General features: G+C 51.5%; 8 protein-coding genes. 6 read left to right on the top strand and 2 right to left on the bottom strand.

Translation table 11 applies throughout. The annotated features are described in order from the left end of the window. Positions 1-6 precede the first annotated feature (6 nt). The 6 genes from B153_RS0105980 (at position 7) to B153_RS0105955 (ending at position 10,250) form a co-directional block, all read left to right on the top strand. The gene (locus B153_RS0105980) at positions 7-1,551 is read left to right on the top strand and encodes a hypothetical protein (RefSeq protein WP_020595775.1); all 1,545 of its coding nucleotides are present in this window, start codon (positions 7-9) and stop codon (positions 1,549-1,551) included. A 12-nt stretch (positions 1,552-1,563) separates the two neighbouring features. Further along, positions 1,564-2,391 (top strand): ceramidase domain-containing protein, encoded by an 828-nt coding sequence (locus tag B153_RS0105975; protein WP_020595774.1) that lies wholly within the window; start codon positions 1,564-1,566, stop codon positions 2,389-2,391. 8 nt (positions 2,392-2,399) lie between these two features. Continuing rightward, positions 2,400-4,697: a DUF7133 domain-containing protein gene (locus B153_RS0105970; RefSeq protein ID WP_020595773.1), complete on the top strand. Its 2,298-nt coding sequence runs from the start codon at positions 2,400-2,402 to the stop codon at positions 4,695-4,697. Between the two features lie 137 nt (positions 4,698-4,834). Next, complete coding sequence (locus B153_RS0105965; protein ID WP_020595772.1) at positions 4,835-7,111, top strand: alpha-L-rhamnosidase-related protein; 2,277 nt, start codon at positions 4,835-4,837, stop codon at positions 7,109-7,111. 180 nt (positions 7,112-7,291) lie between these two features. Further along, positions 7,292-8,632, top strand: coding sequence for a Gfo/Idh/MocA family protein (locus B153_RS0105960; RefSeq protein ID WP_020595771.1), 1,341 nt, complete (start codon positions 7,292-7,294; stop codon positions 8,630-8,632). Positions 8,633-8,714: 82 nt separating this feature from the next. After that, the gene (locus tag B153_RS0105955; protein WP_020595770.1) at positions 8,715-10,250 is read left to right on the top strand and encodes a sulfatase family protein; all 1,536 of its coding nucleotides are present in this window, start codon (positions 8,715-8,717) and stop codon (positions 10,248-10,250) included. Between the two features lie 108 nt (positions 10,251-10,358). On the opposite strand, the gene B153_RS0105950 is transcribed toward B153_RS0105955, so the two are convergent. Then, positions 10,359-11,792 (bottom strand): TolC family protein, encoded by a 1,434-nt coding sequence (locus B153_RS0105950; protein WP_020595769.1) that lies wholly within the window; start codon positions 11,790-11,792, stop codon positions 10,359-10,361. Next, entirely contained in the window at positions 11,785-14,988 is a 3,204-nt protein-coding gene (locus B153_RS0105945) for an efflux RND transporter permease subunit (RefSeq protein ID WP_020595768.1), read from the bottom strand. Before B153_RS0105945 ends, B153_RS0105950 begins: the two co-directional genes overlap by 8 nt. Positions 14,989-14,996: the final 8 nt, after the last annotated feature.

Genomic DNA, 14,996 nt, shown 5'->3' with positions numbered 1-14,996 from the left:
AAAACCATGAAAACCCTCGCCTTAACCCTATTCCTGTTCACAATCGGCGTAAGCCCGTTGCTGGCCCAGACGGAAGCACTTCATACCCAAAAATACACCTACGAAACCCTTTCACCGTACCAGAAACAGTTGTTTGATGACTTTCTGGCCGATGAAATCCCGGCGGGCAAAAAAGTGGCCGATGTGCTGACCAACCGCGCCAGCCTACGCAATAAAACCCGGCTGGCCGAGGCTCTTTTGTTCCGCAACCACTCCGGCGACAAAGAGAATGCGGCTGAAATTCTGAGCTGGATTCTAAAAAATCAGTACCGCGACGAAAGCACCAAGATTTACGGCATCTGGAAAACCTCTATCGACGGCGACAACCTCGACCAGAACTGGCGGGAGTTTATCGGCTGCGACCTGATCATTATCCGCAAAAAATACAGCCATTTACTGCCCGACGACATTCGGAAGGAAATCGAAGTTGGCCTAACTCATGCGGCCAAAGGTGCCCTGAAACGCAACGTCGCGCCCGACTACACCAACATCTCGATCATGAGTTCGTTTTTGATGGAATACGTCGGCACAGAATTTCAAATCGATGAATTAAGGCAGGCAGGCCTCAAAAAAGCGCACGACATTTTCAACCTGTATCAGCGGCACCATACCTTTAGCGAATACAATTCGCCGACCTATTACGGCGTTACCCTGGTTGCGATTGCGCTATGGCGCGAACTGGCTTTTTCGCCCGAATTGAAGCAAATGGGCCAAATTCTCGAACGCGAATTCTGGCACGAAGCGACTACATCCTATAACCCGAACCTCAAAAACATGGTAGGCCCTTATTTTCGGGGCTATGGCATGGACATGCGCAAGTACCTGTCGATCATGGGCATCTGGATTGCGATTGCGGTCGACAACGAAAAGCAGGCCCCTATCCCACCAACTACCGAAGCTCCGAAATACGGCGAAATGGGTAACCTCGCGCCCATTTTCAATCTGGGGTTATCGATTCCCAAGGCCGATCTGGCAGCCCTTAAAGTTTTTACGAATTCGCACCTCATTAGCCAAAAAGTACCCAACAACTACGTGGGTGATACCCTTAAACAAGTAACGGCCCTAATCAACCGCGACTGGATGATGGGGGGTATCTGGGGTAACCGGCGGGTGTGGAATCAGATTAAAACGGGCACCATCCATTGGAAAACCGCCAACGGCGACATCGGCTGGCTGCTGGTTCCCGGCAACGGTCAGACGAATGTTAAGGTCAACGTAACGACTCTGTCGGTGTATCGTGCCGACCCCAAAGCGACTACCCTTGACCTGTATGTGTATGCCCCCAACGCAGCAATTGGAGCATTTTCGGAAGCGTCGTGGACTCTCTCGCCAATGATGCTACGCCCCCAAACTACCTTGAAACGAATAGCTGTTGAACAGGTAGACCCCAAATCGATCCAGAAAGATTTGGCGGTAGCCGAGGCTTACCCGACTATTATTAGAGTACGATACGAAATACCAGCCGACTGGGATCAAACGAAGCCTTTATTGGAAATTTCTCCCTCCAATTAATCCTCCACGACTATGCCCCTGCCGCTCATGACCCGAATGCTTCTCCGCTCTGCTACTGCAACTTTTTGGATGTTTGCTGGCTGGATTAATTTAAACACATTATTGAAAGGTGACGTTTGGGCGGGTATGCAGGTAAGCAAATCGGCATTGACGGTTGAGTATTGCGAGTTTAACCATACGGACCGCTTTTTTCATCAGCCGATGAATACGTACTCGAATCTGGCCTATTTCTTCCTGGGTATACTGGTGCTGCAAATTGCCGTCAGCGATTACAAAAAGCGGGATTTACAATCACGTAACCGACTGAAGAGCTTTCCCCTGTTATCGGCCCTGGCAGGTATTTGTTTTATTTATTTAAGCTTTGGGAGTGCCTTTTTTCATGCATCACTTACGTACATCGGTCAGCGCGTCGATATGAACGGCACGTATGGCCTTACCCTCACGCTGGTAGGTATCGCTCTTTATCAGGTGCTGCATAAAGTCCGTTTCAGCGAGTCGGCCAAACAGTGGTCGCTGGTTGTGCTAGTGGTTTTGATTATTCTGTTCTTAAAAATTTCGTTGCTGATTCCAAGCGGCATTCTGCTCCCCGCCCTGATTCTCAGTTTGCTGCTGTTGACCGGAATCAACTATTTCCAGTTCCGAAAGGAACGCTACGGCTGGGTTGCCATTGCTAGTTTTATCCTGATTGTCGTTGCCATAAAGATTCGCACACTGGATGTGCACAAGTTTGGCTGTAACCCCCATTCACTGGTACAGGGCCATGCCATCTGGCATTTATTAACGGGGCTGAGTAGCTTTTGTAGTTATGCGTTCTTTCGTTTTACAAGATCTGATTCCTGAATTCCGACATGAAAACCAACTCATTACTCCTCGGCACTCTGGCCTTATCCGCACTGATTTATGCCTGTAAAGTGCAGATGAACGCCAGAACTCCGGCCAGCACCAACACAACCATAAGCCAGGTTGCCAGGCAAAACGCTGATAGTGACACCACCCAGCCGTTGGCCCCTTTTTCGATTGCTCCGCTTACCCCCGAGCAAAGCCAGCGAGCGTTTGTTTTGCCACCTGGCTATCACATGGAACTGGTAGCCAGCGAGCCGATGATTACCGAACCCGTAGCCATTGCCTGGGATGGCAACGCCCGTATGTATGTGGCTCAGATGGAAACCTACACGCAGGATGCCGATGGCACGGGTACAAAGGACAAAAAGAGCCGGGTCATGTTGCTGGAAGATACCAACAACGATGGCAAAATGGACAAAAGCACCGTGTTTATCAAAGACATGCTGTTGCCCCGTATGCTCCTGTGCGTCAATCATGAACTGTTGGTCAACGAAACCGATACCTACGACATTTTTAGCTACAAAGACACCAACGGCGACGGTGTGGCCGACCAGAAACGCCCCGTTTACGTCGTGGGCAAAGTAGCCCCCGGCAATCTGGAACACCAACGCAGTGGCCTGGTCTGGAACCTCGACAATTACATTTACCAGACGGTAGACCCGATCCGGTTTCGGTACGTCAATGGCGTGCTGAAGCCCGACTCATTGCATAGCGGCTCCAACGGACAGTGGGGACTAACCTACGACAATTACGGACGACTGTTTTTTAGTCGCGGAGGGGGTGAAAACGCCGGTTCGGGCTTTCAGATCAATCCAAAATATGGAGCGTTGGAGTTTGCCGATGCCTACGACGAAGCCACGTTCAGCCCCGTCTGGTCGCGGATTTCCAACCCCGAAGTACAGGGAGGCCCTATGCGTTTACGGCCCGATAGCACGCTCAATCACTTCACATCAGGCAATGGGCAGTCCATATTTCGGGGCGACCGCTTACCCGCTGATTTAGTGGGCGATTATCTAATCAATGAACCCGTAGCACGTATTATCCGGCGGGCGAAGGTGGTTAATCGGGCCGGGAAGACTTACCTCGAAAACGTCTACAACCACAAGGAATTTATTGCCAGCACAGACTTCTTTTTCCGGCCTGTAAATACGTACACCGGCCCCGACGGACTGCTTTACATCATTGATATGAACCGGGGTATTATTCAGGAGTCGAACTGGACACAGAAAGGCACGTTTCTGCGGAACAAAATCGACTATTACGGCCTGGCCAAAATCAATCAGCGTGGACGAATCTGGCGACTGGTACACGATGACTTCAAGCCCGGCCCCAAACCTAAAATGCTCGATATCCCGGCGGTCGATCTGGTGAAGTACCTGGCCCATCCGAATGGCTGGTGGCGCGACAACGCCCAGAAACAGATTATTCTTCTTGGCGACAAATCGGTTATTCCTGAGTTGCGGGCAATGGCTACTGGCAAGAAAAATGCCCCTGCTCTGGGTCGACTCCATGCCCTCTGGACACTCGAAGGACTCGACGCCGTTGACAAAGACCTCATCAATACTGCCCTCAACGATACCGACGCCCAAATACGCAGAGCCGCCATCTGGATCAGCGAACGGTATCTTAAACAAAATGACACCGACATGCTGACCCACGTCGGAAAGTTGATCGACGACGAAAATTACGACGTCCGAACCCAGTTACTCTTGTCGACAGGGTCTAATAAGCACCCGCAGGCTCAGCAGATTGCCCAGGAAATTCTGACCCGAAACCCTGACAATGAGATGATAAAGCGGGTCAAAAATAGCATCGACCGCAACGAAGACTCCAAAATATACGGCATGAAACTGGGGAGCTTTCCGGCTCCAGACCGTAAGCTAATTTTGGCTGGCAGCGAGATTTACAAAGGTATGTGCTCGCCCTGTCATGGTGGCGATGGCAACGGACTGCCCACCAATGCGGCTCCGGCCCTGCGCGGTGCCAAACACGTCAATAACGACCGGGATTTTGCCATTCGGATTTTGCTACACGGCCTGAAAGGGCCGATTGACGGCAAAACCTTTCCCAGCGAAATGGCGTCGATGAAAGATAACTCCGACGAATGGATTGCCTCCGTCTTGAGCTACATCCGCTACGAATTTGTCGGCACCTCGTCGCGGGGCATTAAAGGGCGGCAGTCGGCGGTGGTTCAGCCCGACGATGTCAAAAAAGTCAGGGCTATGTATGCTTCCGGTCGGGAAGCCTGGACGATTGACGAACTGGAGAAGTCGCTCATTCCACCCCCAACGGCAGTCAAATGAGTAGTAAGAAAATATGCTGATACTACCTTGCTTTGTCATCCCGACATCAGGAGGGATCTTAGGCTATTCCAAGGTAGAAACCAGTGAGATCCCTCCTGGCGTCGGGATGACAAAATGTGCTAAATAACTTATACTAAATGCTTAGAGCCTTATTCTCTTTTTTCATCTCAGGTATTATAAACTTCGCCTACAGCCAATCCCTGCCTGCGCCCCAACGCCTGCGGTGCGACCTGCTGGCAAATACCCAGGCCGTCAGTCAGCGAGGTTTACCCGTAACAACAAGCTTAAAAGAGGCCGCTAAACAGTCGACACAGTACCAGTTTGCCAGCATCACCAGCAAGCAGCCTTCGTTTAGCTGGGAACTGGCGAAACAAGTACCACAACAGTCGGCGTACCGGATTTTAGTGGCCTCCTCGCCTGCCCTGCTAATCCCCGGCAAGGCCGATTACTGGGACTCGAACCGGCAGGCTTCGGCACAGACCAGAGCAACATATACCGGTAAGCCGCTGGTGGCGGGTACTGTCCATTACTGGACGGTTCAGGTTTGGAACGCTCAAGGGCAATTGACGTCGTTTGCGCCAGCCACTTCGTTTTACCATGGCGAACCAGACCCCGCCGAACGTTTTGCGCATTACCCGCTGGTAGCCGAACCACAACAGCCGAAACTGATTCACAAAACAGCCCCAGACACATATTTTCTGGATTTTGGCAAAGACGCGCTCTGCCAGTTAACGCTTCACCTGAACAGCCCCGCCGACGATACGGTTTGGGTAGCCGTGGGCGAAGCCATAGCCGCCCCCTACACCATTAACCCTAAAGCTGGACAGCGCATCCGCTACCTTAAAACGGCTTTGCCTGTAAAAAAGGGAACTCATACCTACCAGATTGACTGGCCCGTCGATGCCAAACGCAACAGCCGCGACCCGGTGCTGATGCCCGCCTACATCGGTGAGGTGTATCCCTTCCGCTACGTAACGGTTTCCAACGTAAAAGGGGCCTTCGATCAGTCGTCGGTGGAGCGGACGATGGTGCATTATCCGTTCGACGAAACAGCGGCAAGTTTCACTTCCAGCGACACGATACTGAACCAGATTTGGGACCTCTGTAAATATTCCATAAAGGCTACCAGTTTTACGGGCTATTACGTCGATGGCGACCGGGAACGGATACCGTACGAGGCCGACGCGCTCATTAACCAGCTTTCGCACTACGCCGTCGATGCCGAGTACAGCATGGCCCGACGCAGCATGACCTACCTGCTCTACCACCCGACCTGGCCCACCGAATGGAGTTTGCAAAACGTGCTGATTGCCTGGAATGATTACCTCTATACGGGCGACGACCGGCTCCTGCAAACCTATTACCCTGAACTTCAGAAGAAAATCCTGATGCCACTGGCCGGACCAAACGGACTCATCAGTACCCGAACCAACAAACAAACCGACGATTTTCTGACCTCAATCCATATTACAAAGCTTTTCGATGGTCGGCGTGGTCTGCACGATATTGTCGACTGGCCCCAGAACGGCGAGTACATTAGCCCCGAAAAAGAGCATAAAGGCGAAACCGACGGTTTTGTCTTCACAACCTACAATTCGGTCATCAACGCCTACTACTACCGAAATCTGGTACTGATGCAACAGATTGCCGAAGCCCTGCACAAGCCCGACGACGCAGCTTTTTATAAAGCGAAGGCGCAGGAGGTTTTTTCGGCATTCAGAAGTGTATTTAGAGATGCCCAAACGGGCCTGATCAAAGACGGCGATGAAACCAGCCATTGCTCGCTGCATAGCAACATGTTTGCACTGGCCTTTGGGCTGGTTCCGACCGAGGATGTAAAAGCTGTTCGGGAATTCGTCAAAAGCCGCCGGATGGCGTGCAGCGTGTACGGTTCTCAGTTTCTAATGGATGCCTTGTACGACTCGGGTATGGGCGATTACGCCTTCGATCTTCTGACAGCCACGACCCAGCGAAGCTGGTACAACATGATTCGGGTTGGCTCAACCATCTCGATGGAAGCCTGGGACATCGCCTTTAAGCCCAACCTCGATCTTAGTCATGCCTGGGGAGCGGCTCCGGCCAATCTGATCGTCCGAAAGCTGATGGGCGTTGAACCCCTGACACCGGGCTTCGACACGTTTCAGATAAAACCCCAATTAGGCCGTCTGACACAAGCCACCGCTACCATTCCGACGATTAAAGGTGCGGTGACGGTTGCCATAAAAAAGACAGCAGCTACCGAAACGATGTCAATCCATGTGCCGGGTGGTAGCCAGGCTACGGTTTATATGCCACAATTGGCGGGAAAAACACGGTTACTTTTAGACGGAAAACCGATTAGGAGTCAGGCTGGTAATGGCTTTTTCCAGTTACCGGCTGTAGGTGCTGGTAACCATGTAGTAGAACTGAAGTAAAATATCCGTCATTGGGCATTTGGTCATTGGTCACTAGCTATTGGTTGTTGGTCCCATTAGAAAAAAACTATAACCGTAGGCTGTGTCCTCACAGCTCACCTATCTATAAACCAAAACCATATGGTCGCGTGGGCTGTGAGGACACAGCCCACGGTTGTGCCACCTAATGACCAGCATCCAATGACTAAACCCAATACCATTATGGAAGAAAAACAACCCCTTACCCGTCGGGACTTTCTCGGCAAAGCCACTGCTGCAGCGGCTGGCTTCATGATCGTTCCCCGTTTTGTGCTGGGCGGCAAAAAGCCCGATGGCTCCAAGTATCTGGCCCCCAGCGACATGATTTCCCTCGGCTTTATTGGCACCGGCAAACAAGGTCGTGGCCTGACATCGTCGTTTCTGGGCACCAACGAGGCCCGGATCATCGCCATCAGCGAAGTGTATAAAGCCAAGGCGCAACTGACACTGGACCGTATCAAGGCGCATTACGAAAAGACCCCGGATGCAGGTAAGTATTCGGACATTCCGGTGTACAATGATTTCCGGGAACTGCTGAACCGTAAAGACATTGATGCCGTCGTGATTGCGACGCCCGACCACTGGCATGCGGCCGTTGCGGTTCGGGCCGCCGAAGCCGGGAAGGATATTTACTGCGAAAAACCGCTTTCGCTGACCGTGAAAGAAGGCCGGGCAATGGTGAATGCTACCCGCAAGCATAACCGCGTATTCCAGACGGGCAGTATGCAACGGTCATGGCCCGAATTCCGGCAAACGGCCGAACTGGTGCGCAACGGCTACATCGGCCAGATCAAAAGCATAAAAGTCAATGTGGGCCCTCCGCCAAAACCCTACGACCTTCCCGCCGAAACCATCCCCGAAGGACTCGACTGGCCAGCCTGGTTAGGCCCCAACGAGCCCGTAGCCTTTAACTCCGAACTGGCCCCACCGACGTCTAAAGATGTATTCCCCAACTGGCGGAACTACCGGGAATTTGGCGGGGGCATGGTCACCGACTGGGGGGCTCACATGTTCGACATCGTGCAATGGGCGCTGGATATGGACAACAGCGGCCCGGTTGAGGTAATTGCCCCCGACGGCAAAGACCATCCCTTCCTGACCTATAAATACGACAACGGCATTGTGATGACCCACGAAAAATGGGACTGGAGCAACGCCATTTTGTTTACGGGTACTGAAGGCGAAATCCGGGTACAACGTCGAAAGCTTGAAACAACGCCTGCTTCGCTGGCAACCAAAGTCATCGGCGACAGTGAAAAGCATGTGTATAAAAGCGAGAACCACTACAAAGACTTCCTCGACGCCATGCGCAAACGCAGCAAGCCTATCTGCGACGTCGAAGTTGGTCACCGGACCGCTTCGGTTTGTAACATTGGTAACATTGCCTACCGACTGAACCGGGCGCTGCAATGGAATCCGAAGAAGGAGCAGTTTAAGGGCGATGCCGAAGCCAACGCCTTACTTGGCCGTCCCATGAAAAACGAATGGGCCATCAAGATTTAAGTATTTACTGAATACAGGTGCAGCGCGTACAGCCTAAAGAAATCCTGTACGCGCTGCATCACTGTGTCGAAACCCTCATTCAATGAACAGATTCGCCAGACTCGGCTTTGCTTTTACTACCCTTGCCTGCCTTGTTGTTTGTATCGCTCTAATTACAAAATCCAAACAGACCCAACGGCCCAACATTCTCTATATTCTGGCCGACGACCTCGGCTACGGCGATGTATCGGCCTATAATCCTGACGGCCAAGTCGCTACGCCCAATATTGATAAACTGGCTGCCCAGGGTATGCGCTTCACCGATGCCCACTCCCCTTCATCAGTCTGTACGCCAACGCGTTACGCGATACTGACGGGCCGCTATCCCTGGCGCAGCCGCCTGCCTGTTGGCGTATTGCGTGGCTACAGCCGGACTCTGATCGAAAACAACCGCCCAACGGTGGCCTCATTTCTGAAACAGAATGGTTATCAAACCGGAGTCATCGGTAAGTGGCATTTAGGACTCGATTGGGTTCCGAAAAAAGGCAACGAGCAGTTGCTGGCGACCGAGAATTACGGCATCAAAACCGAGATGGACACCGCCGTTATCGACTTTTCGCAAAAGCCAACCCAAGGGCCTAACACCATCGGCTTCGACTACTCGTATATTCTGCCAGCCTCGCTTGACATGCCGCCCTACTGCTACCTCGAAAACCAGAAGCTAACCGATCAGCCCACGGCTTATACCAACGGCAACAAACTGGAATCGGGCTACACAGGACCGTTCTGGCGTGAGGGCAAAATGGCGCCGTCCTTCGACTTTTATGAGGTATTGCCCACATTTGTTCAGAAAGCCAATGCGTTTCTCAAGCGACAAACATCGGCCAAACCCTTCTTTTTGTACCTACCCTTTGCCGCCCCACATACTCCCTGGGTACCCAAAAAGGAATATACCGGAAAATCGAAAGCGGGCGAGTATGGTGCTTTCGTACAGCAAGTCGATGCGGCTGTTGGCGAGGTATTACGCACATTGGAATCCTCAGGATTGGCCGACAATACCATTGTCATTTTTGCCAGCGATAACGGCCCCTACTGGCGCGAAAACTTCGTGAAGCAGTTTAACCACAAAGCAGCCGGAGAGTTTCGGGGCATGAAGGGCGACGCTTTCGAGGGTGGGCACCGAATTCCGTTTATTGTGCGTTGGCCCGGCAAAGTGAAGCCCGGAACTGTCAGTGCAGCCACCACAACACTCGCCAATCTGATGGCTACCTGCACCGATATACTCGGTAGCTCCGACACAAAATTTGCGCCTGAAGATAGTTACAGCATACTACCTGTTTTGCAGGGTAAGGCCAAGCAGGTTCGCAACCAGCCCGCCGTGGTACATAGCTCATCCATTGGTTATTACGCTATTCGCAAAGGAGACTGGAAGCTGATCGAAGGGCTAGGCTCCGGCGGTTTCACTGAACCTAGAGATGTTAAGCCTAAACCCGGCGAACCCATTGGGCAGCTCTACAACCTGGCCACCGATCAGCTCGAAACAACGAATCTTTACCAGCAGCATCCTGAGAAAGTCAGGGAACTGACCGAATTGCTGACGGCCATTAAACAGAGCAAAACGAGACTTACGAGCCATTAAGCTGAAGTTTTTGACAATGGATCTGTTTGGATTGGCACCAAGCTAAAAAAGCCAGTCGACGTTCGGTCGACTGGCTTTTTTAGCTTCTAGTTTTCTTGACTAAGGTTTTTATCTCCAGCCACCACCCAGTGCCCGGTAAGCATTGATCTGAGCATTCATCTGCTGTTTTCGGGTTTCGATCAACTCCATTCGAGCTTCCAGCACATCCCGTTGCGTTAGCAAAACTTCCATATAATCGGCCCGGGCCGACGTAAACAGTTTGAGCGAGATATTGGTCGACTGCGTGAGCGCCTGCACCTGATTGTTCTTCGAGTCGTACTTTTTTTGCAGGTTATCGATATTCGACAACTGATTCACCACCTCAATGTAGGCATTTAGGACGGTTTTCTCATAGTTATACACCGACTGAATCTGCTTGGCATTGGCGCTTCGGTAGGTGGCTGTGATCTCGTTCTTATTTACGATGGGCCCAACCATATCCCCTACCAGCGAGGCAACCAAGGCTTCAGGTGTATAGACCAGATACAGAGGGTTATACGCCATAATCCCCAGAAAACCCCGAAGTGTCAGCGATGGATAGAAGTTCGCCTTGGCTACCGCAACACTCAGTTTATTCGCTTCCAGATTCCATTCCGCCTGCTTAATATCGGGCCGATTGGCTAGCAACTGCGAAGGCAACCCAGCCTGCACTATAGAAGGAGTCAGATTGACGAATGTTTGCGGATCTCGTTGAACGTGTTGAGGGAATCGGCCTACCAGGAAATTGATCCGGTTTTCGGTCTCTACAATCCGCTGCTGAATCTCGTACTGGAGGCTCACCGTTTTGGCTACCTCAGCCTCAAATCGGCGGACAGCCAGTTCGGTCACCTTAGCCGCTTCTTTTTCCTGTTTGGTGATGCCCAACGCATTGTTTAGAATAACGATGTTTCGCTGAATGATGTCGAGCTGATTATCCAGGGCCAGCAGTTCGTAATACGAGTTGGCAATTTCAGACACCAGGTTGGTAACCTGGAAGTTCTTCCCTTCGATGGATGCCAGGTAATTGGATACGGCTGCTTTTTTAGCATTCCGTAGTTTATGCCAGATGTCGATTTCCCAACTGGCCGTAGCACCAAAATAGAAATTTGGCAGAACGGCTGGCGTGGGTACACCCGGCTTTATCTCCGAAACCTCATCGGCCGCCCCCTGACTCGTATAGCGGGACACTTTGTCAGCGCCGGCACCGCCCCCCAGACTGACGAAGGGCCGATAAGCCCCCGCCCGGGCCAGTACTTCATTGTTGGCAATCTGAATTTCCTGTAAGGTGATGTTCAGCTCCTGGTTGTTATACAGCGCTGAATCGATCAGGGCCGTTAAATACGGATCACTAAAATACTCCTTCCAGGGTTTCTTGCCCGTGTTGGTGGAATCCTGCGAGCCGTTGTAGCTCGCAGGTACTGCTTTGTTTTCTGTTTTCGTAACCAGGTGGGGGACCGTACAGGCCGACTGGATCAGGATAGAGAGTAGTATCCCGCCGTAACTCCATATTCGCTTATTACTCATTGACTTCGCTTTCTTCAGGTTGGGGAAACTTATCGACTGAATGAACCAGATTTTCGGTTAACGAATCGTCTTCTTCGTCCTTAATCATCTTGCGGCCATCGGCCAGATTACCAAAGATGTAGTACAACCCAGGGATGATGATAACCCCGAAAATGGTTCCGAATACCATGCCACCCATAGCCGATGCACCAATAGTACGGTTACCAATAGCCCCTGCCCCTTTGGCAAGAATCAGCGGGATCAGACCAGCCACAAAGGCGAAGGAGGTCATCAGGATTGGTCGGAAACGAACCTTGGCTCCTTCAATGGCGGCATTCAGGATGGTTTCGCCCTGCTGGCGTTTCTGAACGGCAAACTCCACAATCAGTACGGCGTTTTTACCCAACAGACCCACAAGCATGATCAGACCGATCTGGGCATAGATGTTGTTTTCCAGCCCCATCGCTTTCAGCAGGAAGAACGATCCAAATATCCCAACCGGCAATGAGGTCAGTACAGCCAGCGGAATGATGAAGCTCTCATACTGAGCGGCCAGTACCAGATATACGAAGGCAACCACGATCAGGAATACATACAGCGTTTCGTTACCCCGAATCGACTCGTCGTACGAAAGACCTTCAAACGCAATGTCATACCCTTTGGGCAACGTTTTGGCTGCTACTTCCCGAATGGCCGCAATCGCTTCGGCCGTTGTATAGCCTTTAGCGGGTTGCCCCTGAATAGCCGCCGAATTATACAGGTTGAACCGGGTGATTTCGTTGGGCCCCTGTCCTTTTTTCAAGGTCATGAACGACGAGTAAGGTACCATTTCGCCTGCTTCGTTTTTCACAAACAGTTTCAAAATATCGGAGGGCAACCGGCGGAAACTTGGATCGGCCTGTACGTACACTTTAAAGAACTGGTTGAACTTGATAAAGCCCTGTTCGTAGGTACTACCGATCATAATGTTGAGGTTGTCCATCGCCTTTCCGATCGACACCCCTTTTTGCATAGCCAGGTTGTTATCGATTTCCAGTTCGTATTGGGGATAGTTGGCGGCAAAGAAGGAAAACAAAGCGGTCAGCTCTTTCCGTTTGGCCAGGTTATCCATGAACTCTTTCTGGATTTTATCAAACAGGTGATAGTCGGTATCGGTGTTTTTGTCCAGCAAACGCATCGAGAAACCACCCGATGTACCGAAACCTGGAATGGCTGGTGGTTCAAAGAACTCGACGGTTGCGCCAAGACCTTTCGATTTTGCTTCCAGCTCCTCCATGATTTCCTTCACGTTCTTATCGCGATCGCCCCAGGGTTTCAGGTTGATCAGACAGGTACCCGCGTTGGAACCCCGCCCTTCGGTCATGATCTCATACCCGGCCAGTGAGGAAACGGATTCGATGCCCGGCACCTCTTCACAGATTTTCTGAAGTCGTCGGGAAACCTCATTGGTTTTTTCCAGAGTAGAACCCGGAGGGGTTTGGATGATCCCGTAAATCGTGCTTTGGTCTTCATTTGGAATAAAGCCCGCTGGCAGAATCTGGTTTTCGTAGGCAATTCCTAAACAGAAAACGGCCAGAACCAGGAACGTAACGATCCGACGGTTGACGATCAATTTCAACAGGCCCACGTAGCGCCCCGTCATTTTTTCAAACCCGTTGTTGAAGCTGTCGAGTGCCCGGGTAAACAGGTTTTTCTTTTTGGCGTGGCCATGATGATTTTTCAGGAGCATGGCGCACAACACGGGCGTCAGCGTCAGAGCGATCAGGGCCGAAATCACAATGGAACTCGCCATCGTAATTGAGAACTGTCGGTAGAAGGTACCCACCGGACCCGACATGAAGGAGATCGGCAGGAATACCGACACCATCACCAGCGTAATCGCGATAATAGCCCCGCTGATCTCACCCAATACTTGCCTGACGGCCCCAAAGGGAGTTAAATGCGGCTTTTCCTCCATCTTGGCGTGTACCGCTTCCACCACCACAATGGCATCATCGACCACAATACCGATAGCCAGTACCAGTGCGAAGAGCGTAATCAGGTTAATGGAAAGCCCAAACGCCTGGATCACAAAGAAGGCCCCGACAAGGGATACGGGAACCGCCAGAATCGGAATCAGGGTAGAACGCCAGTCGCCCAGGAAGATGAACACCACCAGCGCCACCAGAATAAACGCATCGCGCAGGGTGTCAATTACCTGCTCAATCGAGGCATCCAGGAAGTTCGATACGTCGTAACTGATCTGGTAATCCATACCCGGAGGGAACGACGTTTTCATGATCTCCAGTTTCTTCTTCACCTCTTCAATTACGTCGCTGGCATTACTACCGTAGTTTTGCCGCAACACGATAGCGGCAGAGGCCTTGCCATCCAGATTCGAATAAATATCGAAGAATTCACTACCCAGCTCCACCTTGGCAATATCCCGTAAGTGGATACTTTCACCTTGTGCGTTGGCCCGGATAATAATTCCTTCGTACTCTTCCGGCTTGTTATAGCGGCCTTTATACGTAAGTACATATTCCAGCGACTGAGCGGCAATACCCGAGCTTTGACCAATCCGGCCCGGTCGCCCAATGATACTTTGCTCCCCAATGGCCTTCATCACTTCTTCAACGGAGATGCTGTAAGCCCGCATACGCTCTGGATTCAACCAGACCCGCATGGCATACCGACGGCTTCCCAATATCTGCGCCCGAGCCACCCCTCTGGTCCGCTGAATTTCAGGGATCATTTTAACGGTCGCGTAGTTGAACAGGAATTTTTCGTCCATGCTCTTTTCCTTGGAATAGAGATTGACGTACATCAACATACTCGGCTGGATCGGGGTAATGATAACCCCCTCCCGCTGCACCAGTTCAGGCAGCAGCGGCATGACCTGGTCAACCCGGGTTTTTACCCGGATAACGGCGTCGTTGGGGTCGGTGCCGGGTTCAAAAATGATCCGTAGGGTAGCTTCACCGGCGCTGGTCGCATCGGTTGCGATGTAGCGCATGTCCTGAACCCCGTTGATGGCCTGTTCCAGCGTAATCAGCGTGGACTTCACCAATACATCGGCACTAGACCCAGGGTAGGCAATGAATATATTTACAGTGGTAGGCGCAATATCCGGAAACTGAGAAATCGGTAATTTCTTAATAGCCAATACACCTATGAAGACGATCATTACCGATATTACAATAGCGAATACGGGTCTTCGTATGAATTTACTAAACATGTCTTCTG

It is taken from the genome of Spirosoma panaciterrae DSM 21099 (genome assembly GCF_000374025.1).
GTDB lineage: Bacteria > Bacteroidota > Bacteroidia > Cytophagales > Spirosomataceae > Spirosoma > Spirosoma panaciterrae.
The sequence above is the reverse complement of the archived record's forward strand: the minus strand, read 5'-3'. Positions and strand labels throughout refer to the sequence as shown.